The following is a 21,740-nucleotide window of genomic DNA, read 5'->3' as shown; positions in this document are numbered from 1 at the left end:
TATTGGACCAGAAAAGAGTATACGTTAAAACTAGCCGTATCAAAAGGGAGATTTTAAATTACAGGAGATAGATCTTATTATTTTAGTGTACTTTTGCCCGGTAAATTTTTCGATCTGAACAAGAGCCAAAAGCGTTGTAACTACCATGAGTCTATAAAAATGGGGCATTCCTTAGACATCATTTCGATGGACTTTGCTGCCAAAGTATCGTGACACCCAGCATAAGAAATCGAATGTTATAAATTCTTCAAAAATCAAGATAGAATGCGCAAAGTTTAAAGCCCTTGGTCTACATATTTTTGCAAATAAAATGAAACAGCATCTCCACAGACAATTACGGATCTATAGATATGTGATCTATAGAGAGACATTAGTCGATCCTTGGGAACATTTTTGGTCATTTATTGGTGCATTTGTTGGGATATTTATTATCGCCTATATCCAATCACTTCATTTACCTTCGCTCGAAAATGTCTTTTTGATAGGTTCTTTCGGAGCTTCCTCGGTTTTGGTTTATGGTGCCATACAAAGTCCACTTGCACAGCCACGCAATTTAATCGGCGGCCATGTTGTTTCTGCAATCGCCGGAGTTACCGTTGCACAGCTCCTTCCCGATATTATCTGGCTGACCGCTCCCTTTGCCGTTGCCCTGTCCATTGTTTGTATGCAACATACACGCACGCTGCATCCTCCTGGTGGAGCAACTGCACTCATTGCAGTCAGCAGCGGAACAAAGATCTCTTCAATGGGATATTGGTACGTATTAAGTCCAGTACTATCAGGTTGCATAATTTTATTCCTGGTGGCTCTAATCTTTAACAATATCACAAAAAAGAGACATTATCCTGTAAAAAAATCACGTTTACGCCGTTCAAGAAGGCAGCATCTAAAAACCCGTTTTGATAGCGCCAAGAACCCGTCAAACCTATAAAGTTCTGGAATCCCTCATTCTATCCAAATCTATCGGATAGAATGGGTACTTGATTCATATCCTGGCAAAATCCGCCGAAGATTAAGCTAGAAAGATCTATTTTGAGACTAGAAAACCACTATAGTCCATAAAATTACCTTTCCTTTAAATTAAGTAAATTCTCAAAATTAACTTGCATAAATTTTAACAATTACCTAATTTCACCAGCAAAACACATATTAATACATAAAAGTATTTCCATAAAAATAATTATTTAACAAATAATCACTTAAATCAAAACCATTATTTAAAAAACACGTTAACTATTTTATTAATTACATTTAATTATATACTAACAACGTAAACCAATCATGACCAGATTTACTCAAACAGTGCTGTTGATTCTGTTAATCTTCACAAGTCAACTTGTCGTTAATTGTTCCTCGGATAAGGATCCAATTGATGAAATCGAAAATTCGACCAGTTGGATGGACGACCTCGAAAAATCTTTAGGAACAGGCACCAAAGCCAAATTAAACAATTGGATAGCAAAAGGTTTGGACCAAACCAAACTCAAAGAGGCATTTTCTAAGTCCAAGGATAAGGCTGCTCTGCTGAATAACCTAGAAACAGCACAAAGTATTTATCATCAAAGAGTATATATTGAAGACTGGAACAATATCCCTGGAATAGAAAAATCTGATTATGTACCGAATGGCTTAGCCAATGGAAAAAACAGCCCATGGAATAACCCCGATTTAGATTTACCTGCTGTTGAAGCAGCCAACTTTGTCGACGCTACAGCGACAGAACTACCCGCAGGCACCAAAATATATCGTGTCACTGGCGGAAATCCTGCTGGCGGCTACTGGACCAAAGAGATTCCAAAATCCGTTGGCGACGTAATCGGCGGTACTGCCGTTCAACCGGCATGGAACAACTTCAGTAAATTCTACCGCTATGAAGTGCCACAAGCCAAAACACTAAAAGTATGGCAAGGGACCACCGCAAGACAACCCATTGCCGCAGGTATAATCAACCCCCATCTGCCAGGTAAAGCAATTCAGCTATTTATCCCTGCAGCTATCAGAGATGATGCCTTTAAACAACTAGTACAAGAAATTCCTTTACCATGGTAACTATTGAATACATCAAAGCGCATTATCTGCAACTTCTGACACTATTGCAACAGGAAGTTTCACTCAACCAGTCAGCTCAACCGTTTTTAGACTATGTTCTTCTTTATGAGAATAAATTTTCAGGCACATCAACTACAGCGGATGTACAACAGCTTCGGGAGTTTTTGAGAGGGGCAAACCGATTTGCAGATGAGTTTTCATTTTCCGATCGGCATGGCAGCCAAATACGGGCCTTGATCAAAAGTCTCTATGACCTATTGGATACCGCTATTTCATAGCTTATACAGGAGCGTTTTTGACTAGTAAGCCAAAAACGCTCTTTTACAAATTATCCTTCACATCCGCTAAAACGGTTGTCATGGCCCGATAGATCCCATACAATAAGAAGAGTAGACTTGTAATTGTAAGCCCCAGATACTCCACCACCCACGCAATAAGGATAGCTAAGAGGTGAATTTTACCATTCTCCGGTTTAAATGCCGCTCCCGAATAAACGTAGTAAGCAATGGAACCAAATAACACCAACCATATCACCGCATAAACATAATGAAGTGGGTTTTTGCTGAGCTTTTTATTTTTAAACATGTGTCAAGTTTTATGATTTGTTAGCCATCCGTTTATCTAAACAGCAAACGGATATGTTGTCAAATGTAATCCCTAGCCCAGCTTTTCCCAAGGCACAACTATAATTCGCATCCGATGGTTTAATATTCGTGGAACCGCTAAAAAAAATCGGCAGCAGCAATCATCGGCATACAGCTACTTCGCTACCTTAACAACAAAAGAAAAAGTCCCTTACATTACTGCAAGGGACTTTACGATAACCGATTATTCCGATATGATTTCTATGCCGCTGGAAATTTGCTCATATCCATATAAAATATCTCCCAGGTATGACCGTCAAAATCTTCAATACTTCGCTGTTGCATAAAACCGTAGTCTTTCATTGGCGTTGGTTCAATTCCTCCGGCTTTCAATCCATTATCAACAATTTCGTTCACACGATCCAAACCAGAAACAGAAAGTGAAAGTAGTGCTGCAATCTGTTTTTTTGTATCTGCAAGCGGTTTTTCTGTAAATGTTTTAAATTTATCCGGAGATAAAAGCATCACAAAAATATGCTCACTCCAAACCATACATTTGCCTTGTTCATCGGAAAACTGAGGATTATTCGTAAAGCCCAATTGTGTATAAAAATCCATTGACTTATTCACATCGGCTACGACGAGATTAATAAATATCTGTTTCATCATTTTAAAGTTTAATTGCTATTGATCATGCAAAGTTGAAAATTTTCATCCAAAAAAAACTTGACCTATGCGAAGATTTTTATGCAGCATCAATGAATAAGCAGCGGAATGACCACGCCTTATATGGATAGCTCGTTATATGGATCGCTTGTTACTTAGCGAGCTCATTCAATTCGGCCTGTGAAAACACATGCTCACCTTTGAGATAACTATTTGCTTCTTTCAAATAGATATAGATCACTTCTCGGCCCTTTGGATTGGGTAATTTATGTAAGTTGTGCACCAAATACTCCTTGTCCCGCAATCGATCTTTACTATAGCTTAAAAAAGAGGGCGCATGTGTCTGCACACTCCAACGAATAAAACGTAAATCGATATTATCGGGATATTTCATGATCATTTCCTCCAAAAGCTTTTTCCCTTTCTTGAATTGACCTAATTTTGTAAACGGATTACCCATATGTTTCGCCCATAATATTTCATAAGCAGCCAGGTATCCCTTCTCCGTTGCGGAATTGGCAGCTCCTTCCAATAGTTTCAGATTCGCTTCACAGAGTTTTTTATTTTGAACAGCAGTAGCGTACTCGGCTCGCATTTTATCAACATCAACTTGACCAAAACAACATATCGCACATAATACCAAAGAGACACAGACAAAAAATCGTATAACCATTTTCAATTCAATTAAAGTAAAAAATAGAACGCTGTTCTAGTAATATAACAATATCGACAAGCTTTGAGTTTTCTTATTTTTTAATCCGTTGAGAATGCCGTTTGTTCTGCCATTTTCCCAATACGATCAATAATGCACCAATTGCGACGAAAACCAAGGTCACTCCAAAGCTGTTCAAAAGAACCCTGTCCATCCCCAACTCGGAAACATTGACAAAAGGATACGGATAAAATCCAGAAAACGAACCATGCCACAACGTATAAAAAAGATAGACTAATGGGAAGATCAGCCAATAGAAAAGATGATTCCAACGGATTGTTCCCTTGTCCAAAAAGCGCCACCAAAAAAGGAAAAAACTCAAAGGAGTGACCACATGCAATAATTCGTCAACTACCATTGATAAACCCTGTGGATGCGACAGAAAGCGTAGTAGGGTATTATAGATAATTCCGACAATAAGAATGTATAATGTTACGGCAGTAATTGTTTCGGGTTTAGTAAAAAATAGGCCTATTCGACTTTTTGACCAGCAAACAGTAAAAAAACAGCATAGCAGAACCATTACATTACCTAGAATCGTAAAATAACTAAAAAACTGAACAATATAGTCCATGCGCCCAAGCTTAGAGACGAGAGCGCTTAATACAAATTGCCCAACGACTGCAAACAAGGTAATCAAACCAATGCTACCAGCGAAAACCGATTTTAATGAACTTTGAGTCTCCATATTACGAGTGGTCTATACAATACTAAATATAAAAATTTCAACTGCTATTTGGAATTTTAAATGATCAAATCCAATTCACCGCTGTTCGAACCCGGAATCCAGATTGTAAATAATTGCAACGAATTGTAAATGGATTCAGTTTCCTTACTAACAATTATTATTTTTATACGCTATAAAGTATTGATAAATGATTAGAGTAGCCATTATCGAGGATGAACCCGCCGTACGCAAAGAAATCAGCTATTTGGTCCAACAGGAAACTGACGTTGAACTTGTTGGCTGGAGCGATACGGTGACAAATGCTGTAAAATTGATTGAAGAGAAACAACCAGACGTTATACTTATGGATATTCAGCTCCGTGATGGTACAGCATTTGACATCCTAAAAAAGCTAACCGTTATTCCACAGAATATTATTTTCATTACGGCCTACAATCATTTTGCAATCAAAGCCATCAAATACGGTGCTTTGGATTATCTCTTGAAACCAGTCGATCAAACCGAACTAAACGAAGCCTTAGAACGTTACCGGCGTAAAAGCGAAAACAATCCCCAATGGATGCAACGTTTATCAATGGCACAAGAAGCTTTACATGCCAGTGAACTTCCCGAAAGCATAGCCTTGTCTTCCATACACCAGGTACGTATCGTCCCTGTTCACAACATCGTGTACTGCAAAGGAGACGGTCCCTATACTTTTTTCTTTTTAAATGATGGTACAAAAGAGTTAATCTCTAAACCCCTCAAATATTATGAAGAATTATTGCCACAGCCTTATTTCTTACGCACCCATCAATCGTATCTTGTCAACAGGTCGCATATTTCTGGTGTCAATCGTTCCGAATATATTGTCTTAAAGAACAAAGAGGAAATTCCAATTTCATCACGTAGAAAAAACTCGATCTTAAATCAGCTTTTCCCAGAAAAATGAGCGCACTGAACCGCATTTTCCCTTGGCTACTACTGCCTTTGTTTTTTATCGCTTGCGCTCGAAAGAAAGACACACCCTCGCCCGACTATGATGCTATTGCTGCACAGATTAAAACGCTCGAAGACCGAAAATTAACTGCAGCAAATGGAGATTCCATCAAACAGGCCTGGTTAACGTTAGACCATAATTCCACCGTAAAAAAAGACACGGTACTCGCTGCCCGTGTAAAATATTACCTGGCACGACTCTATGCTATGAGTGGTCAAGATTCGGCTCTTTTTTTTGTTCAACAGGCGCTTGAACTCATTGAACCCACCACTGGAAACGCAAAGTACAAAGCGCTTATTTACAATGGAATAGGAAACATCCGTAGCATAGAAGCAAAACAACGCGAAGCGGGCTATTATTATAACAAAGCCGCCACGATTGTTTTGTCGGATACCGCTGCAGGACTGTCAACCGAAGCAAAATCAGCGATATTATTGTCCGCTGCCCAAAACAACTTGAGCTCCTTCCAGTATAACCTTGCAGAAAAAATGAATCGTTCGGTACTCCCCCTAATTGATTCACTGTCGGAAGGACATATTAACCGACAACGCGTTTTGGTACAAATGATACAGACGCTGAACACCTTACAACGGCCAGCAGAAGATATTGCCCCCTTCCTTCATCAACTCGAAGAATTACACACTAAAAATCCAGACAAATACAACATTAGTTTTCTATACGATTCGAAGATCCAATACTATGAAACGGCTAAGAAACCGGATTCCATTTTACATTATGAATTGCTAAAAATAACAATAGATGAACGTTTGCACCAACAGACAGCATCCTCTATATTGATGAACAATTTATTCGTAGACTACAGTAATGTAGCCGCAATCTATGTTTCATTAAATAAGCCGGTATTGGGCGAAAAATTCATCCAAAAAGCAGGCAAACTTAAAGCGCAGTTTCCCAAATTAATCTTTCCCAACAACGAAATTACATTTCAAAACAGTCTCGCAGCCGTCTATCGCTTGCAAGGAAAAGATAAAGCAGCTATAGACGTATTGAATCACCTTGTGCAATTACAAAGAGGTATTTATCAGTCGGAGAATACACAAGCGATTGCGGAAATGAATGCCCTTTATCAACTCCAGGCGAAAGATCAGTCTATTCGTATACTGAATGAAAATATCAAGATCAATAAGCTTCAGCTACAACAAAATCGTTTAGGACTGATCATTTCCTCCCTGGCGGTTATTTTATTGATCATCATACTTTTCTTCCTATATTACAGTTTTCGTCAGCGACGCTCCAGGCAAGAGAAAGAAAAGGTCTTATTGCAGCAGCAGTTGTTGCGCACACAGATGGAACCGCACTTTATTTTCAATACCCTTTCCGCTGTACAGAGCTTCATGCGCCTGGATAAAAAAGAAAATGCCATCAAATATTTGAACCGTTTCAGCCGACTATTACGTAGCAATCTCGAATTAAGCCGTGAAAACCTCGTTCCATTAAATGAGGAACTTGAAACCCTAGAAAACTATTTGATCTTACAGCAAATGCGTTTTGAAGATGCTTTTCATTACCACATCACACAACCTGAAGATCAAGATTTAAGTGCAGTCATGCTACCGCCAATGCTGATACAACCCTATGTTGAAAATGCAATTCTGCACGGTATAAACCTCGAAACGGGCGATGGTAGTATTGACATCCAGTTTGCGTTGTCTGCAGATATCCTACGGGTGACGATTAAAGATAGCGGTAAAGTCAATCCAGACATTCCTGAAATTACACATCGTTCACTCTCTGGAACAATCAGTCGCGAACGTATGCAATTGTTAGGAAAAAAAGCGAGTCTTCAGACCACCAAAGACCCAACTGCTGGCACTACGGTCACACTTCTTATTCCAATTACCTATTAACGATTTATATTATTTAAACAAACTGCAGCGCATTCAACTTGTCATCTAATATCAAGATAGGATATAAATTGTAGCGCAATTTCATTCGTTATCCATGGAAAATCAATTAAATTAATTAAATTCGTTTATAAACCAACGAAATAGCGTTTTGAACACAATTTTCAAATTTATAGTCGCATAATTTAGCCTCACAAACCACAGGCTAATTATTCTTTTATTCGGGTAACTCCTATCCGAACAGGTTTTCATTTCACCCTATTATTCTCGGTATTGTTAGCTCAGGAGAGTATTTTTATGCTATTTCAGTATTTAAAATACCGTATCCCATCCTTTCCAATATCGTCGATAACATCAAAAATCAAATAAAGAATATTAAGCGCGACTACAACTCATGCGAAAAGAATATATCTGGGAGATCAAAGCACACAACACTCCCCTTCTCAAAAGATCCTGCAGCCATTGTGATAGTGATAGGTTCTACTGCAGTGAAAAGTTCAGAATGAATGCACAGAAAAAAAATATCGACGTTTGGTTGATTTATAGATGTATCAAATGTGATAACACCTACAATATGACCATTATTTCCCGTGCCAGCCCCGAATCCATCAATAAGGAACTGTTTCATAGATTTCAGGAAAACAACAGGGAGCTAGCATGGCAATACGCTTTTTCAACAGAAATCAGAAAAAAGAACAATGTTGAAGCAGATTTCGATACCATCAAATATGAAATACAGTATGAACAGCGGTTCATGGAGAATTTGCACAGCACAAACGAAGACACCTTATCCTTCAAAGTCATCTATGTATTCAGCTTTCAGCTCAAACTAGCCACCGTCATTCGTAACTGTTTAAAACTATCATCCAGGCAGCTTGACCGACTCATCACTATGCAGGCAATTACTGTACATGGAAAATTTCTAGAAAAAAAACATCGCATCAAACATGAGGATATTGTGAAAATATCATGCGAAGCATTGAAACGCATAACCCGATAAACAAACGGCGAGCAATCCTATAATTGCCCGCCGTCTTATTAACTAAACACAAACTAAATTTCATTTCAGGTTCTCCCCCTGCTCATTGACATTATTTATTTTTGTTTCATTATATCCGCTAAAAGTTTCATGTAAAAACCTCCAACAACACTACGCGCCTTAAAGTTTTCACGGATCCCCGTAGTCGAATCATAAAAATCATTTAATGGGACACGGGATTCCGTTTGAATCGCATGATTATAGACAGGTTTCACCAAAGCTTCAAATGCTTCTTTTGACGGAGCAAATGATGCTGTCCAAAGAATCCAGTCATTTTTGGTGTAAGCCTTACGGCTATCCAATGGTATGCCGAATCTATTTTGCTTGGTCAGGTAATACTTAATTTCCGTATCATACACTTTTTGCGGAAACAGATTCAATCCCAACACTTTGTCCCAGATCAAATTATATTTTTGACTCCAGGTATTTTTATCGTCAAATGTCAGCGCGTAATGGTCGCCCGCATCTGCCATTTCCATCCATTTCGGAACCATTTCCTCCGCAATTGCACGGTATTTTTTTGCGATTGCAGTTTCACCAATGGCCTCCGCTAGCTGCGCATAACAGGCAATACCCACAATAGCTTTAACAGATAAATTGGCATTTCGTGCAAGATGACCAGCAAAATCGTCTGTACAGAGCTGCGTTTTAGGGTCAAAGCCATCTTTAACGAGATAATCTACCCAAGTTGTCAATGTTTTCCAATGCTTCCTCGCATAGTCCCCATTCCCTTGCACTTTCGCGATTGCTGCAGTTAAAATAATCATATTGCCCGATTCCTCCACAGGCATAGGCTCGCCATAGGTTTGACCATTGGCCAATGGATACGTACCCAAATCGTGAGCCGCCCAAGGATAGGGGTATTTACCGCTCTCGCTAAAATAAAATATTCCAGTTAACATCCCTTTCAACAGCTCCGGATTATAGATCAAATACAATGGTGCTGAAGGATAAGTGACATCCACCGTATTGATAAAACCACCACTATTATTTTCTTTGGAAAGCCATAGCAGTTCATTTTGTGGACTTTTCACCAAGGTATGTGCTGCTATACTTTGGCGATAAGCTAGCACACTAAGATGTGCATATTCTTTTCCACCCGATTTTAATGCATCTGCATATACAGCTTTGTCGAATGCTACGCACTTATCGAGCACATTACGATACTCATCTGCAGCCAAAGTCAGCTGATTTTCCATTGTTTCTTTGCCAGAATTGTTCCACCATGGTCGCAGGTTATTTTTGAAATACTGAATCGCATAAATTTCATCGTAGCCTACCTCAACAAAACGCTCCTCCGCTTTCGCCCCCACATTGCCAAATGGAATGACCGTGTTCAGCGCAAGTGAGGTACCCTTAACAGTTTTTGCAGCGGTCGTTGTTCCCTTTCTAAAGGCGTCGACGGCTCCGCCCCTCGGACTAATAAACTGTTGCGTTTTATACCGCTTTGGTGAAGCAACATAAAAATACCCCCAGTCTATCCGCATATCATCGGCACCTTTTTGCAAAATAGGCTGTTCGACCGTTCCCGCTTTTAGTACCGACAATTTTGCCGTTTCATATTTATCGGCGGTTACTTCCTGTGAAGGCTTATACACCGCAATATTTGTGGATGCACTTAGAAAAACTTTAACAGCATGTTGCTTGCCATCGTTTGCTTTTACGTTATACGTGATATAGCTTACCGGTCGAGCCAATAAATTCAGATCATCCATAAGCAAAGGCGACGTAAAGCTTAGTTTCAGATCCACCTTACCTGCCTGAAAATTATAGACCGTACGCGTCGCTGTTATTTCCACATCTTTTTGCACGGCTTCCTGAATTTTCGGTCCACGCTCTTTAAGCCTGTCGACCAAGCCAAAATCCAGGTAACGACCGCCAGCACTATTCTTCAAATGGATGGCAATATGATTTTGCCCGGCCTTCAAATTCGCCTTGTCAATCGGTAAATAGTGAAAGCTGTTAGTCCAACCTACCTTTTCGTAAACCTTCTTCCCATTCAAAAATACGTCTATATTATCATCATGATTGAGTTTTAGAAACAGCTCATTGATGCCCTTCGGATCCGCTACGGAAAACTCACGTCTCACCCAGATATCGTCCGATTTCCAAAGCGTCTTTACCTGCTGCGCATCATCACCGATGGGTGCAAGTCCCGATTTCCACGTATTCGTATTATAAGCGGAAGACTCCCAGCTGCCTTGAGGTTTTGATTCAGTATATTGTACCGTATAAGATTTATCTTCCGAAGTCGGTAGAATAACCGCATAACTAGGCTCTTCTTTGCCAAGAAAACGATAAATATTGCCATCAACATCAATTAAGCCCAACAGCGAATGATCAGTGTCTGTCCAGTGTTTCGTTGTCGACGCATGAAGCTGATCAGTCATAGACCATATACTAAAATTCGGGTTGTGTGTAATCAATGGATAAGCCGGAGCTTTGCGTTCTTGAGCTTGTCCATCTAAAACAGTGGAAACACAGGCCACAATAACACAGAGACCTATCTTCCCAAGTTTGTTCATTGCATAAATAGATTTTTGAAAAGGTTTAATCATATTTTTTGGATAAAATTAGCTATACAGTTTTCCCCATTGAGCATATGCACAATCGTTTTAACAAAGAAAGTTGGAATAATTTAAATTCAGCTGTCGCATCGTATCATTTTACCTTCAATTTATATCATATTTGACATGCTGCCATCTAATCAAGATAATTATTATCTTTGAGAACCCGTCCGATCGTTATGTGCAAAATGACCTAATAAACATCGGCATTCAATTTTACCAACAACACAATGAGAAGTATTTACGTTTATTTCTTAATGACCATATCTTGTCTTTTTTCAACGAGCACACGGCTTTATGCACAAGAAACAGATTCGGTCAATAAAAAAGAATTGGATCTGAGTTCCTTACTGAACGGAATTAGACAACAGCAAATTAATGATTCTCTTGAACGGGTAAAGCTTCAGCATGAAATTGCCGATCTTAAAAGTCAAAATAGCCCAAAAAAGGAAAATTTAAAACAGCAGCTGAATCAGTTTGACGAAGAAAACAACCTTCGGAAGCAGCAGCTGAAAGTTAAAGTAGACTCCATCAAAAAAAACACAAAAAGATATGCAGTCGCGCCATTTCAGGATACCCTCTTCTATATCTATAATAAACTTGGATCATCATTGGCCAAAGACCGAGCTTACAATGTGGTCAGCAGAATCCATAATCTATATGAAGACGATTTTGTGAAAGTAGATTCGTTTAAAATCGAAAACAACGAAATCAGTGCTGACATCGTTTATAAAGATCTCGTCATAACTTCCGTCACAGAACTCGACGCACTACTTGAAGGAAAAAGCAAAGAAGAGATTGCGGCAAACTACTTAAAAAGAATTCAGGATTCAATCACAACGGAACGTGCAGATAACAGCATTACAAAACTTCTTACCCGTATTGGACTTGTATTGCTCATTCTCCTTGTCTTTTCCATATTGGTTCTATTGATAAACAAGTTGAAAAAATATGGTACGCAACGAATTTTGAAGGAAAGAACACAGCGGATAAAAGACATTAAGATCAAAAATTATGTCCTTGTCACTTCGGTACAAAAAACACGGATGTTTATTCATGCAATAAATATCTTACGCTGGGGCCTGATCGTCCTCATTGCCTTTATCATGCTGCCGATTGTCTTCAGTGTTTTTCCATTTACACAGAGTTGGGCATCCAATCTTATTGGACTTTTCACAAAACCCCTGAAGACCGCAGTTTTGGCCATTTGGGATTATATCCCCAATCTGATTACCGTATTTGTCATACTCGTTGTCATGCGGTATGCCGTTCGATTCATAAAGTATATTTTTAGCGAAATTGACAAAGGCAAATTGGAGATTAATGGCTTCCATCGCGATTTTGCCATGCCTACCTTTACGATTGTTCGCTTTCTGCTCCAAGCCTTCACACTGGTGCTCATATTCCCGTATTTACCCGGTGCAAATTCAGATATCTTTAAAGGAATATCTGTATTTATAGGTGTCCTATTTTCTTTAGGATCATCTTCTGCAATTTCCAATATCATAGCGGGACTTGTGATCACCTATATGCGTCCTTTCCGTATCGGAGACCGCATCACCATCGCCGATAAAACAGGCGTTGTTATCGAAAAATCACCACTGGTAACAAGGCTTCGAACGATAAAAAATGAAGAAATTACCATCCCCAATTCTTCGGTACTTTCCGGAAATACCGTCAATTATTCAACCTTCTCAGAAGACGGAATCTGCTTTCAGGTGGAATTGACAGTCGGTTATGAAGAACCTTGGCAACGTATACACGAATTGCTCCTGAACATCCCACCCCGAATAAAAAGGGTCAACCTTAACCCCGCGCCATTCGTCTTACAAAAAAAATTAGACGACTTCTATGTCCTCTATGAACTGAATGTATACATCGCTAAATCTAGTGAAATTGAACTGGCAAAGTCTGAAATTTTTCAATCGATCTTAGATGACTTTCTAGCCGCAGGAATTGAAATGAATGGCCCACACATATTTGCTAAAGTTGACCATGTACAACAATATAATCCAAAAATGCCCAACAGCTCGTACAATAACTGATCTGAAAGCACAATTTTTAGCTGATTACTGCAGAGAACATCTGATGCGTTTTGACCGGTATACATATCCTGTTGAATTCATCCACTGTTGTGAGCTTGTCAACTAAAGATGTAAAATATAAATTAGCTCTTCGGCTTCGATTCCGTCAGGCCAAACGACATCCCTGGATTGCGTGTATTTAAAATGAAATGACTGATTCGCTGCTTTCGACGCATCGTTCCCCACCCGATGGGATACCGTAATCTGGCCACAACCGCGCTCACGTGCCCATGCGATACGCGCTTCATAAAACAAACGGGATAACCCCTGGCCTCTATGACTTTCCTGAATGAAAGAAGCGATCAAAATCGCGTTTGATTCATCTGCCCTATCCAATACAACACCAGTCAGCCCGACCAATATTCCTTGGCTATACAAACCGAACATCGCACATTTGGGATTATCAAGCAAAGCCATCCATTCTGCATCACTGTACCCTGCTTCTTTTTGATAGTTGCTACCAAAAACCTCAGGTGTAGAAAATAAGGACTCCAGTCTAATTTTTTTATATTCCTGCCATTCTCCTATTTCTAAACGTCTTAGTTCATATTTCTCCATTTCTGGCACCTTTCTTTGCTTATCTTTCAGCGTAAATATACTTAAGCAAGCGCAATAAATGAACTTTGGACCAGCGACATTATTCAAATTGGACTAGCTCATTTGCACCCATTGGCCGTAATTTTGAATTAAATTAAGAAATAGCTATTTGCATGTATGTACCCAAACATTTCCAGTTCGAAGATTACGCAGAAAAGGTTGAATTTATGCAACAATATAGTTTTGCGACCATTGTATCGATTAAAGCGGGGGTTCCAATAGCGTATCTGTGATTTTCTGGAAAATAGCGACAATGAGCTCGAATGAAATATTGCCGCAGCAATGAAAAATGGATCAATAAGTAACGAAAAAAAATGAACACACACACTGACATAGCAATCACACAGGTAAAACTAACAGATATTGACCTGCTGCAGCAAATAGGAAAAACAACATTTATTCAGACCTTTTCAGACACGAATACCGAAGAAAATATGAAGACCTATCTGGCCGAAGGGTTTTCAAAGGAAAAATTATTGTCCGAGCTCTGCGATAACGAATCTGAATTTTACTTCGCTGTCTTGAAAAATGATGTTATTGGCTACCTAAAAGTAAATACCGGCCAGGCCCAGACCGAACAACAGTGCCCGCAGGCATTAGAAATCGAGCGCATCTATGTATTACAGGAATTTCAGGGTAGAAAAGTGGGACAGTTATTGTTTGAAAAAGCACTAGCCTTAGCCCAAATAAAAGCAGCTTCATTTATCTGGCTTGGTGTTTGGGAAAAAAACTTGCGGGCAATCAATTTCTATCAGAAAAATGGTTTTGTCGCATTCGACCAGCATATTTTTCAACTGGGTGACGATAAACAAATAGATATCATGATGAAAAAAACAGTACAACCGCACCATGCATGAGTTTATAGCAGAAAATATACAGGTCATACAACAACGTATAGACGAAGCCTGCAAAACAAACCGTCGCGATCCCCGCGAGGTAAAATTATTGCTAGCCACTAAAACCGTACCTGCCGAACGTATAGAAATCGCGCTGCAAGCTGGTCAAACCCTAATTGCTGAAAATAAAGTGCAGGAACTGAAAGACAAATTTGAGTATTTAAACACTGTTCCCCATGTCAATCATTTTATTGGCCATCTTCAAACCAATAAGATCAAGGATCTGCTCAAATGCAACGTATCCTGCATCCATTCGATCGATCGTATAGATCTCGCCGAAAAATTGCATCAGCGACTTTTAAAAGAAGACAAAACCATGGAAGTACTCATCCAGGTAAATACTTCCTTCGAAGAGAGCAAGTACGGCGCTGCGCCAGGGGAAGTGATCGGCCTGGTTCAGCAAATAGCAACATTAAGCACACTAAAGATTAAAGGACTGATGACTATCGGTATATTGAGTGCCGAGGCCGAACAGGTACGTGCCTGTTTTAAATTGCTCAAACAAATTCAACAACAGATTATAGCCCTAGCTATTCCCGGTGTATCGATGCAAGAATTGTCGATGGGCATGAGCGGAGATCTAGCGATAGCAATAGCGGAAGGCGCTACGATTGTCAGGGTAGGCACGGCAATTTTTGGACAACGTCCTACACCAGATAGTTATTACTGGAACGAACACAACTAACAAAAAAAACGATGCGGATACATTTTATACAACACGAAGTTTTTGAAGCACCCGGGGCCTATTTAACCTGGGCAGAAAAACAGCAACATTCAGTTACTTTCTCCCATGTTTATCAACAGGATCCCCTTCCAAAAGAAATAGATTCCATCGATGTATTGATCATTATGGGCGGGCCTCAAAGCCCAGATTCATCCCCGTCCGAATACCCTTATTTTGACGCTAAGGTCGAAATCGCTTTTATCCGCCAATGTATTGATGCCGGCAAGGCGGTTGTTGGTATATGTCTGGGCGCACAATTGATTGGCGAAGCGCTGTCGGCAACGTACAGACATAGTCCGCAAAAAGAAATTGGAGTTTTCCCCATCACGCTCACAGAGGAAGGAATAAATGACAGCAAAATAGCACATTTTGGCAGCCCATTACCGGTCGGACATTGGCACAACGATATGCCTGGACTTACCCCTGAAAGTAAAATCTTAGCAAGCAGCGTCGGCTGCCCTCGACAAATTGTTCGCTATACAAATCTCGTCTACGGATTCCAATGCCATATGGAACTCACTCCTGAAGTCGTCCGGCTCTTAATAGATGCAGAAGAAGATCTCTTTCTTCAAAGCCAATCGCTCCAATTTGTGCAATCTCCTGAAGAAATTCAGACTTTTGATTACCGCGAAATGAACAGCAAACTTCATACATTTTTAGATTTACTTGAATGTGCATACACGAGAAGTCTAATAAGTAAATGAAGGGTTTCTGTCTAAACAGGAGCGTAAAAATTTACAGCAGTAATTCATTCGTTGGATAAAAAATAGTAGATTTGGTGTAACACAAAAAAACTATTGATGAACCTAAGACGCAGTCAACTTTTAAAAATGGGCTATCTAGCCCTTCTGGCAATTTTCCTACACGCCTGTGTTTCCCAAAAAGAAAACAAAAATCTGACTTGGTATCAACATCAGGTTATCGAGCAGCTTGTTCCGGAAACTGATTCCAGTTATAGAGTTCAAATTGGTATTATGGCTGCGACCTTCTGGCTAGACAATCAGGATGGTCAACTGGCCAAAAAATTGAACCTCCTACAACAGAGCTACACGCAACGAAATAAAGTCGATGTCGCTGTTCAGCAAGGTACCAACAAAATCATTCGCGTCACTAAATCAGAATAAACAAGCTTATTCAAGGCAACACAAATGATTTTGGTACCCACCAATACTTCAATTATAGTTAATATCTTCCGCCTGTACACGTCATCCACTACATGATATTCTTTGCTATCTTTTCAATACGGTCCTTAAAGGCCACATTGTAAATTAAGCGATTTTATTCATTAATATAATTTGAGGCGCTTCCTGCAATTTTTCACCGGCAACTTTTCCGAATGCGACAATATAAGGTTGTTGATTATGCGCATCCAAGCCCGCCTGATCTTCCCAGATTTCATAAAAGATAAACTGGTTTTCATCACTATTTACCTGATGCAGATCGTACTGTATACAGGCTGCTTCCTTTCTACTTGCTTCGACCATTTCTAACAATAATGCCAATACTTCTTCCCGATGTGCGGGAACTGCCTTTAAAATTGCGGTTAAATATACCTTCATGTTATTGATTTTTATTGTGGTAATTTACTCTTTTCATCGCAATAACGCCATGGATAAAGCGATTTATCGATCAATAAATTTTTAGTTTAACGTAGTTTCCAAATGGAAGACCTCTTCCAAATATTGTTTATATTCCTTTTCGTAATTGTCGACACGTTCTTGAGACGCACCCTTCTCCATATCATGAAAATGGAAGCTTCCCAGATGTTCCAATCCTGCAAATTGATTCATCTTGTGAAAACCGAATAAAACACCGGCATCAACGGAATGCTGATCAAAAAACTCATTTTCCATTGTAAAGGCTGTCTCTGGAGCATTCCAGCTCGAAGTCACCATGTATTTTTTACCATGCATCAAACCTCCGGTACCATAATTAATAGCCGGATTCTTACGTGAACGACCATCATTTTTATAGATACCGTTGTTGTGACCCGCCGTAAAAACCTCATCAATATAGAGCTTCAGACGGTTCGGAACCTGAAACCACCATACAGGAAAATGGTAAACGATAATGTCTGCCCATTTAAAATTTTCAACTTCAACCATTGGATCAAAATTATCATTGATATTTGTTACCCTTGTTTCAAGTCCATTTTCAGCCAATGTTTCAACAGTCCAATTTGTTATTGTGGTATTGAAAGAACCACCCGAGTGTGCGAATTTCTGTCCGCCGTTGATAATAAATATTTTCATTTCTATAATTTTTCTTATTGATAACACAAATTTCTATCATATTTTTAAATCATACAAATAATTTAAATTGTATATTTGTATCATAAAAATAATAACTATGAAATGGAACTTAGAATGGCTTCGTACATTTAAGGCAATCTATGAAACCGGAACATTATCTGCAGCGGCACAGGAATTGTTTATTTCTCAACCTGGTGTCAGCCTACATCTGAATTCCCTGGAAGCCTTTACCGGCCACAAGCTTTTTGATCGATCTGCGCGAAGAATGGTGCCGACCGAAAAGGGGAAAATCTTGTACAACTATGTTATTGACCCACTTAAAAAACTTGAAACCGGTGAACAGCATTTTCACAAGCGTGCATTGGACGAACGTGTCACAATCAGTATCGGAATGTGTTTTGAGACCTTTCAATACACGCTGGAAGAACATATTGCGCAGCTCCCCTTTAATTTAATTATCAAATTTGGAGAATATCCTCAGATGCAGCAGGATCTTGATAATGGTTTATTGGATCTTATTATTACGCCTCAAAAAGGAAACCAGCAGAATCTACAATACGAGGCTTTCTCAAAAGAACGCATTGTCTTGATTGCAGGTTGTCAGACCGACACATCCACACTCGAGTCACTACTGAGCGACAATAAAATCAAGGAAGCAGCTCAACTCCTGAAAAAACAATTGTGGTATAGCACGGCTGCCGATATGGATCATTTAAAAAACTATTGGTCGACACACTTTGGCGAACATCCAGACTTCAGTCCCAATTATATCGTCCCAAATATCAGCTCAATCATACGCTGCTTGAGCAACAATACTGGTTTTTCCATTGTTCCCGACTTTCTTTGTGCCGAAGCACTTGCATCCGGAAAAATAAAACTAATCTGGGAAGGGACTTCTCCCGTGGAGAATATACTTTACTTTGGAACGAGAAAGAAAACCATGTATCAGGAAGAAATCGGTCAATTGGAAACGCTGTTAAAAGAGAAATGGTAGATCACCGGGCAATTTCTTGCCGATAGCCCGATTTCCGCTACTGATGCAGCATTTTGCTTAAAAATTCGGGCGTAACGCCAATATATGCCGCAACTTGTTTCTGCGGAAGACAGTCGATCAATGTAGGATAACGTGTACAGAACTTTTCGTAACGTTCTTTGGCAGCTAGACGGAGATTCTCCATCGATCGACTTTGACAATAAACCAATGCATTTTCGGCAAGTATCCGAAAATAGACATTCAGTTTCGGAATCTCCTGATAGAGCCGATGCAGATCTACCTTGGAAATCATCCATACCTCAGATTCAAATACCGCATCAATGTATAGGTTGCCCGGTTTTCCGGTCACCAAACTATACATATCGCCGATCCACCAGCCTTCGGGAGCAAACTGTTGAATATACTGAAAGCCATTTTCATCCACACAATAACTTCTTAGACAACCCGAAGCGACAAAAATAGCATACCTGCTCAGATCGCCCTCCAACAGCAAATATTGTTTCTTCTTCACTTTTTTGGATTTCACAACAGCCAATAGGCGTAAGATTTCATCTTCCGTGAGGTCGATCTCTTTCTGAATACTGTCCAACAATAGCTGTTTGTCCATAAATTAAAGCCTGATACACAACAAACATAGATAAATTGATGTTTGTATCCAAAAAAATAGACAAGCAGCGCCTTTTCTACGAAGGGAATACGCTTAGCTCTTCTAAAAGAAATACGTTTTGTTCTTCGCCGAAAAGACGCATACGATACCTATATATTTACGGATGGCCGTCCCGAAGCAATGGTATGCGCTTCCTTCAAGACTTCTGAATAAGTAGGATGTGCATAAGACACCCTTGACATACTATCGGCGGTGATTTCATATTCCAAGCCCAAAACACCTTGAGCGATCAGATCGGCCGCACGTGCTCCAATGATATGAACTCCCAATAGTTCGCCATATTTCGGATCGGCCAACACTTTTACAAATCCTTGTGTATCCATCCCTGCGCGGGCACGGGCATTGGCGGAAAACGGGAATTTCCCAATCGTATACGCTATACCCTTTGCTTTGAGCTCCTCTTCTGTTGCGCCAACGGAAGCCACTTCGGGCCAGGTATAAACCACACTTGGGATCCGATCGTAATGTATCTTTGGTTTTTGGCCGTCCATATGTTCGACAACAAAGATTGCTTCCTCTTCAGCTTTATGAGCCAGCATTGCCCCACCGATCACATCGCCAATAGCATAAATGTGGGGAACGGCCGTCTGTAACTGCTCGTTAGTAACGATCATACCTCTGGTGTCTAGTTGAGCAGCTGTATTCTCCAAACCAAGCCCCGCTGTAAATGCTTTCCGCCCGACAGCGACCAAAATATAATCCGCCTGTAACTGCTGCTCGTTACCAGCTCGATCTTTAAAGAAAACGTTTGCCGCAGCGCCTATATTTTCGGTTTTGTAAACAGCCTGTTCAAGCAAAATTTTAATGCCATCATGCAGCAGTATCTTTTTCAAGGCATCCCCCAATTCATGATCCATATTGGCAAGGAGACGATCGGCATATTCGATAATAGTGACCTCACAACCCAATCTATTGAATATGGATGCCATCTCTACCCCAATTACACCGCCACCGATAATAACGATTTTATCTGGCTTCTCTTGCAAAGACAACGCCTCTGTTGAGCTTATGATACGTTTTTTATCTATGGTTACTCCCGGAACTGTCGCTGGCTTGGAACCCGTAGCGATGATAAATTTCTTTGCTCCAAGGGACAGCCGCTCCCCCGCTGATGTAGCAATCTCCACCGTTGAATTATTGACAAAAGAGGCCTTTCCATGGATCACCGTAACCTTATTCTTTTTCATCAGGAAATTCAGCCCCTGCGTATTTTGCAACACCACTTTATCTTTACGCGCATACAACCGACCAAAGTCCACCGATAGTCCCCCTACCTGAATCCCGTGTGCAGCAAAATGATGCTGTGCTTCATGATAGTGATGTGTACTATCCAAAATTGCCTTTGTGGGAATACAGCCCACATTGGTGCAGGTACCACCCAATGTATCATATTTCTCTACAAGTGCGGTTTTATACCCCAATTGGGCACTGCGAATCGCCGCAACATAGCCGCCTGGGCCAGACCCAATGACAACCAAATCATATTGTTCCATATACGAACTATTTTTAGTTAACAGAATTATTCACGACCAAAAAAGGTCTTACAAGTATGCCCCGCATAGTTGCCATCCAAAAGGCTACGATAAAAATTTCAATACATACGCCAATCATAACACAAAATAAAATACCAAAAGGTATATTTAAAAACAGTAGAAAACACCGTATTATTCATAAATATTGGATTTAATTAAAATCAGTACAAACCTACAAATAAAATACCAATCAGTATATTATAAATAAAAAATTAGATCAAAAAAAATAATATGAAAGTCAATTCTACGCAGAAGAGATTGTGTTTATGTTTAGGATAAAGGCATATTTTTTTAACTTGCTTTCAGATTAGCACCAACAGCGTCAAACGATTATTTTCAAATGAAACAGCATAATTACATCGCCACAATTACGTGGACAGGAAATCGCGGCAGCGGAACCGATCATTATAAAAACTACGAAAGAAGCCATCGCATTAGCATTGACGGCAAAGCCGAGATTGAAGGTTCTTCGGATCCAGCGTTCCTGGGAGACCCCAGCAAACACAATCCCGAAGAGCTATTGCTTGCCTCCCTGTCCTCCTGCCATATGTTATGGTACCTGCATTTCTGCTCGGTCAATAAAATTATTGTAGAAGAATATGTAGACCATGCAACAGCGATCATGCTTGAAGAAGAAAGTGGAAAAGGCCGTTTTAAAGAAGTTACGCTAAATCCTTCGGTCCGGGTAAAAGATTCAACGATGATTGCACAAGCCATTGAATTACACCAAAAAGCAAGTGAATATTGTTTTATTGCCAATTCAGTAAACTTTCCGGTCTTGCATAAACCCAACGTCAGCATCAGCACATCCAGCTAAATGAATGAACTTTCTTCTTCACATGATA

General features: G+C 39.8%; 24 protein-coding genes. 14 read left to right on the top strand and 10 right to left on the bottom strand.

Going from position 1 to position 21,740, the window contains the following annotated elements; genetic code table 11:
* Positions 1-310: 310 nt before the first annotated feature.
* The 3 genes from L1283_RS00870 to L1283_RS00860 all read left to right on the top strand — a co-directional run bounded on the left by L1283_RS00870 (position 311) and on the right by L1283_RS00860 (position 2,327).
* Entirely contained in the window at positions 311-931 is a 621-nt protein-coding gene (locus L1283_RS00870; protein WP_075993821.1) for an HPP family protein, read from the top strand.
* 350 nt (positions 932-1,281) lie between these two features.
* Positions 1,282-2,049 (top strand): hypothetical protein, encoded by a 768-nt coding sequence (locus tag L1283_RS00865; protein ID WP_075993822.1) that lies wholly within the window; start codon positions 1,282-1,284, stop codon positions 2,047-2,049.
* Complete coding sequence (locus L1283_RS00860; protein ID WP_075993823.1) at positions 2,043-2,327, top strand: hypothetical protein; 285 nt, start codon at positions 2,043-2,045, stop codon at positions 2,325-2,327. The genes L1283_RS00865 and L1283_RS00860 overlap by 7 nt, the downstream gene beginning before the upstream one ends.
* Positions 2,328-2,370: 43 nt before the next feature.
* Here L1283_RS00860 and L1283_RS00855 read toward each other — a convergent pair whose 3' ends face one another.
* The 4 genes from L1283_RS00855 to L1283_RS00840 all read right to left on the bottom strand — a co-directional run bounded on the left by L1283_RS00855 (position 2,371) and on the right by L1283_RS00840 (position 4,699).
* Complete coding sequence (locus L1283_RS00855) at positions 2,371-2,634, bottom strand: hypothetical protein (RefSeq protein ID WP_075993824.1); 264 nt, start codon at positions 2,632-2,634, stop codon at positions 2,371-2,373.
* A 260-nt stretch (positions 2,635-2,894) separates the two neighbouring features.
* Entirely contained in the window at positions 2,895-3,302 is a 408-nt protein-coding gene (locus L1283_RS00850) for a VOC family protein (protein ID WP_075993825.1), read from the bottom strand.
* Between the two features lie 148 nt (positions 3,303-3,450).
* Entirely contained in the window at positions 3,451-3,972 is a 522-nt protein-coding gene (locus tag L1283_RS00845) for a hypothetical protein (protein ID WP_157626183.1), read from the bottom strand.
* Between the two features lie 73 nt (positions 3,973-4,045).
* Positions 4,046-4,699 (bottom strand): Pr6Pr family membrane protein, encoded by a 654-nt coding sequence (locus L1283_RS00840; protein WP_075993827.1) that lies wholly within the window; start codon positions 4,697-4,699, stop codon positions 4,046-4,048.
* A 187-nt stretch (positions 4,700-4,886) separates the two neighbouring features.
* Between L1283_RS00840 and L1283_RS00835 the strand changes: the two genes are divergently transcribed.
* From L1283_RS00835 to L1283_RS00825, 3 genes are all read left to right on the top strand, one after another.
* Positions 4,887-5,630: a LytR/AlgR family response regulator transcription factor gene (locus tag L1283_RS00835; RefSeq protein ID WP_083663731.1), complete on the top strand. Its 744-nt coding sequence runs from the start codon at positions 4,887-4,889 to the stop codon at positions 5,628-5,630.
* A complete protein-coding gene (locus L1283_RS00830) occupies positions 5,627-7,546 on the top strand; it encodes a sensor histidine kinase (protein ID WP_248932397.1) in 1,920 nt (639 codons plus the stop codon). Before L1283_RS00835 ends, L1283_RS00830 begins: the two co-directional genes overlap by 4 nt.
* 499 nt (positions 7,547-8,045) lie before the next feature.
* Positions 8,046-8,543, top strand: coding sequence for a DUF1062 domain-containing protein (locus L1283_RS00825; protein WP_248932398.1), 498 nt, complete (start codon positions 8,046-8,048; stop codon positions 8,541-8,543).
* A 95-nt stretch (positions 8,544-8,638) separates the two neighbouring features.
* On the opposite strand, the gene L1283_RS00820 is transcribed toward L1283_RS00825, so the two are convergent.
* Positions 8,639-11,107 (bottom strand): glutaminase domain-containing protein, encoded by a 2,469-nt coding sequence (locus L1283_RS00820; protein WP_429625690.1) that lies wholly within the window; start codon positions 11,105-11,107, stop codon positions 8,639-8,641.
* Positions 11,108-11,379: 272 nt separating this feature from the next.
* Here L1283_RS00820 and L1283_RS00815 point away from each other — a divergent pair, with 272 nt between their 5' ends.
* Positions 11,380-13,194, top strand: coding sequence for a mechanosensitive ion channel family protein (locus tag L1283_RS00815; RefSeq protein ID WP_429625633.1), 1,815 nt, complete (start codon positions 11,380-11,382; stop codon positions 13,192-13,194).
* Between the two features lie 102 nt (positions 13,195-13,296).
* Here L1283_RS00815 and L1283_RS00810 read toward each other — a convergent pair whose 3' ends face one another.
* The gene (locus tag L1283_RS00810) at positions 13,297-13,791 is read right to left on the bottom strand and encodes a GNAT family N-acetyltransferase (protein ID WP_248932401.1); all 495 of its coding nucleotides are present in this window, start codon (positions 13,789-13,791) and stop codon (positions 13,297-13,299) included.
* 152 nt (positions 13,792-13,943) lie between these two features.
* Here L1283_RS00810 and L1283_RS00805 point away from each other — a divergent pair, with 152 nt between their 5' ends.
* The 5 genes from L1283_RS00805 (at position 13,944) to L1283_RS00785 (ending at position 16,574) form a co-directional block, all read left to right on the top strand.
* A complete protein-coding gene (locus L1283_RS00805) occupies positions 13,944-14,063 on the top strand; it encodes an FMN-binding negative transcriptional regulator (protein WP_157626187.1) in 120 nt (39 codons plus the stop codon).
* Positions 14,064-14,144: 81 nt separating this feature from the next.
* Positions 14,145-14,687, top strand: a complete 543-nt coding sequence (locus tag L1283_RS00800) for a GNAT family N-acetyltransferase (protein ID WP_429625632.1) — start codon at positions 14,145-14,147, stop codon at positions 14,685-14,687.
* Positions 14,680-15,411: a YggS family pyridoxal phosphate-dependent enzyme gene (locus L1283_RS00795; RefSeq protein WP_424545731.1), complete on the top strand. Its 732-nt coding sequence runs from the start codon at positions 14,680-14,682 to the stop codon at positions 15,409-15,411. Before L1283_RS00800 ends, L1283_RS00795 begins: the two co-directional genes overlap by 8 nt.
* 11 nt (positions 15,412-15,422) lie before the next feature.
* Positions 15,423-16,154, top strand: coding sequence for a type 1 glutamine amidotransferase (locus tag L1283_RS00790; RefSeq protein ID WP_115050047.1), 732 nt, complete (start codon positions 15,423-15,425; stop codon positions 16,152-16,154).
* 96 nt (positions 16,155-16,250) lie between these two features.
* On the top strand, positions 16,251-16,574 hold the full coding sequence (locus L1283_RS00785) for a hypothetical protein (protein ID WP_075993833.1): 324 nt from the start codon (positions 16,251-16,253) through the stop codon (positions 16,572-16,574).
* A gap of 144 nt (positions 16,575-16,718) precedes the next feature.
* Here the strand turns inward: L1283_RS00785 and L1283_RS00780 are convergent, their stop codons facing one another.
* Both L1283_RS00780 and L1283_RS00775 read right to left on the bottom strand, forming a co-directional pair.
* Positions 16,719-17,009 (bottom strand): putative quinol monooxygenase, encoded by a 291-nt coding sequence (locus L1283_RS00780; protein ID WP_075993834.1) that lies wholly within the window; start codon positions 17,007-17,009, stop codon positions 16,719-16,721.
* A gap of 81 nt (positions 17,010-17,090) precedes the next feature.
* On the bottom strand, positions 17,091-17,702 hold the full coding sequence (locus tag L1283_RS00775) for an NAD(P)H-dependent oxidoreductase (RefSeq protein ID WP_075993835.1): 612 nt from the start codon (positions 17,700-17,702) through the stop codon (positions 17,091-17,093).
* A 97-nt stretch (positions 17,703-17,799) separates the two neighbouring features.
* Here L1283_RS00775 and L1283_RS00770 point away from each other — a divergent pair, with 97 nt between their 5' ends.
* The gene (locus L1283_RS00770; protein WP_075993836.1) at positions 17,800-18,696 is read left to right on the top strand and encodes a LysR family transcriptional regulator; all 897 of its coding nucleotides are present in this window, start codon (positions 17,800-17,802) and stop codon (positions 18,694-18,696) included.
* Positions 18,697-18,733: 37 nt separating this feature from the next.
* On the opposite strand, the gene L1283_RS00765 is transcribed toward L1283_RS00770, so the two are convergent.
* Positions 18,734-19,303, bottom strand: coding sequence for a Crp/Fnr family transcriptional regulator (locus L1283_RS00765; protein ID WP_429625631.1), 570 nt, complete (start codon positions 19,301-19,303; stop codon positions 18,734-18,736).
* Positions 19,304-19,452: 149 nt separating this feature from the next.
* The gene (gene lpdA / locus L1283_RS00760; RefSeq protein ID WP_286735378.1) at positions 19,453-20,856 is read right to left on the bottom strand and encodes a dihydrolipoyl dehydrogenase; all 1,404 of its coding nucleotides are present in this window, start codon (positions 20,854-20,856) and stop codon (positions 19,453-19,455) included.
* A 379-nt stretch (positions 20,857-21,235) separates the two neighbouring features.
* Here lpdA and L1283_RS00755 point away from each other — a divergent pair, with 379 nt between their 5' ends.
* Positions 21,236-21,712, top strand: coding sequence for an OsmC family protein (locus tag L1283_RS00755; protein WP_145329574.1), 477 nt, complete (start codon positions 21,236-21,238; stop codon positions 21,710-21,712).
* Positions 21,713-21,740 lie beyond the last annotated feature (28 nt).

It is taken from the genome of Sphingobacterium sp. HSC-15S19, from assembly GCF_050433745.1.
GTDB lineage: Bacteria > Bacteroidota > Bacteroidia > Sphingobacteriales > Sphingobacteriaceae > Sphingobacterium > Sphingobacterium siyangense.
This window is presented reverse-complemented; position numbering and strand designations above follow the sequence as displayed.

Bases quoted from the DNA above. Each gene is read 5' to 3' on its own strand.
- L1283_RS00870 (WP_075993821.1), top strand. From the start codon at position 311: ATGAAACAGCATCTCCACAGACAATTACGGATCTATAGATATGTGATC.
- L1283_RS00865 (WP_075993822.1), top strand. From the start codon at position 1,282: ATGACCAGATTTACTCAAACAGTGCTGTTGATTCTGTTAATCTTCACA.
- L1283_RS00860 (WP_075993823.1), top strand. From the start codon at position 2,043: ATGGTAACTATTGAATACATCAAAGCGCATTATCTGCAACTTCTGACA.
- L1283_RS00855 (WP_075993824.1), bottom strand. From the start codon at position 2,634: ATGTTTAAAAATAAAAAGCTCAGCAAAAACCCACTTCATTATGTTTAT.
- L1283_RS00850 (WP_075993825.1), bottom strand. From the start codon at position 3,302: ATGATGAAACAGATATTTATTAATCTCGTCGTAGCCGATGTGAATAAG.
- L1283_RS00845 (WP_157626183.1), bottom strand. From the start codon at position 3,972: ATGGTTATACGATTTTTTGTCTGTGTCTCTTTGGTATTATGTGCGATA.
- L1283_RS00840 (WP_075993827.1), bottom strand. From the start codon at position 4,699: ATGGAGACTCAAAGTTCATTAAAATCGGTTTTCGCTGGTAGCATTGGT.
- L1283_RS00835 (WP_083663731.1), top strand. From the start codon at position 4,887: ATGATTAGAGTAGCCATTATCGAGGATGAACCCGCCGTACGCAAAGAA.
- L1283_RS00830 (WP_248932397.1), top strand. From the start codon at position 5,627: ATGAGCGCACTGAACCGCATTTTCCCTTGGCTACTACTGCCTTTGTTT.
- L1283_RS00825 (WP_248932398.1), top strand. From the start codon at position 8,046: ATGAATGCACAGAAAAAAAATATCGACGTTTGGTTGATTTATAGATGT.
- L1283_RS00820 (WP_429625690.1), bottom strand. From the start codon at position 11,107: ATGAACAAACTTGGGAAGATAGGTCTCTGTGTTATTGTGGCCTGTGTT.
- L1283_RS00815 (WP_429625633.1), top strand. From the start codon at position 11,380: ATGAGAAGTATTTACGTTTATTTCTTAATGACCATATCTTGTCTTTTT.
- L1283_RS00810 (WP_248932401.1), bottom strand. From the start codon at position 13,791: ATGGAGAAATATGAACTAAGACGTTTAGAAATAGGAGAATGGCAGGAA.
- L1283_RS00805 (WP_157626187.1), top strand. From the start codon at position 13,944: ATGTATGTACCCAAACATTTCCAGTTCGAAGATTACGCAGAAAAGGTT.
- L1283_RS00800 (WP_429625632.1), top strand. From the start codon at position 14,145: ATGAACACACACACTGACATAGCAATCACACAGGTAAAACTAACAGAT.
- L1283_RS00795 (WP_424545731.1), top strand. From the start codon at position 14,680: ATGCATGAGTTTATAGCAGAAAATATACAGGTCATACAACAACGTATA.
- L1283_RS00790 (WP_115050047.1), top strand. From the start codon at position 15,423: ATGCGGATACATTTTATACAACACGAAGTTTTTGAAGCACCCGGGGCC.
- L1283_RS00785 (WP_075993833.1), top strand. From the start codon at position 16,251: ATGAACCTAAGACGCAGTCAACTTTTAAAAATGGGCTATCTAGCCCTT.
- L1283_RS00780 (WP_075993834.1), bottom strand. From the start codon at position 17,009: ATGAAGGTATATTTAACCGCAATTTTAAAGGCAGTTCCCGCACATCGG.
- L1283_RS00775 (WP_075993835.1), bottom strand. From the start codon at position 17,702: ATGAAAATATTTATTATCAACGGCGGACAGAAATTCGCACACTCGGGT.
- L1283_RS00770 (WP_075993836.1), top strand. From the start codon at position 17,800: ATGAAATGGAACTTAGAATGGCTTCGTACATTTAAGGCAATCTATGAA.
- L1283_RS00765 (WP_429625631.1), bottom strand. From the start codon at position 19,303: ATGGACAAACAGCTATTGTTGGACAGTATTCAGAAAGAGATCGACCTC.
- lpdA (WP_286735378.1), bottom strand. From the start codon at position 20,856: ATGGAACAATATGATTTGGTTGTCATTGGGTCTGGCCCAGGCGGCTAT.
- L1283_RS00755 (WP_145329574.1), top strand. From the start codon at position 21,236: ATGAAACAGCATAATTACATCGCCACAATTACGTGGACAGGAAATCGC.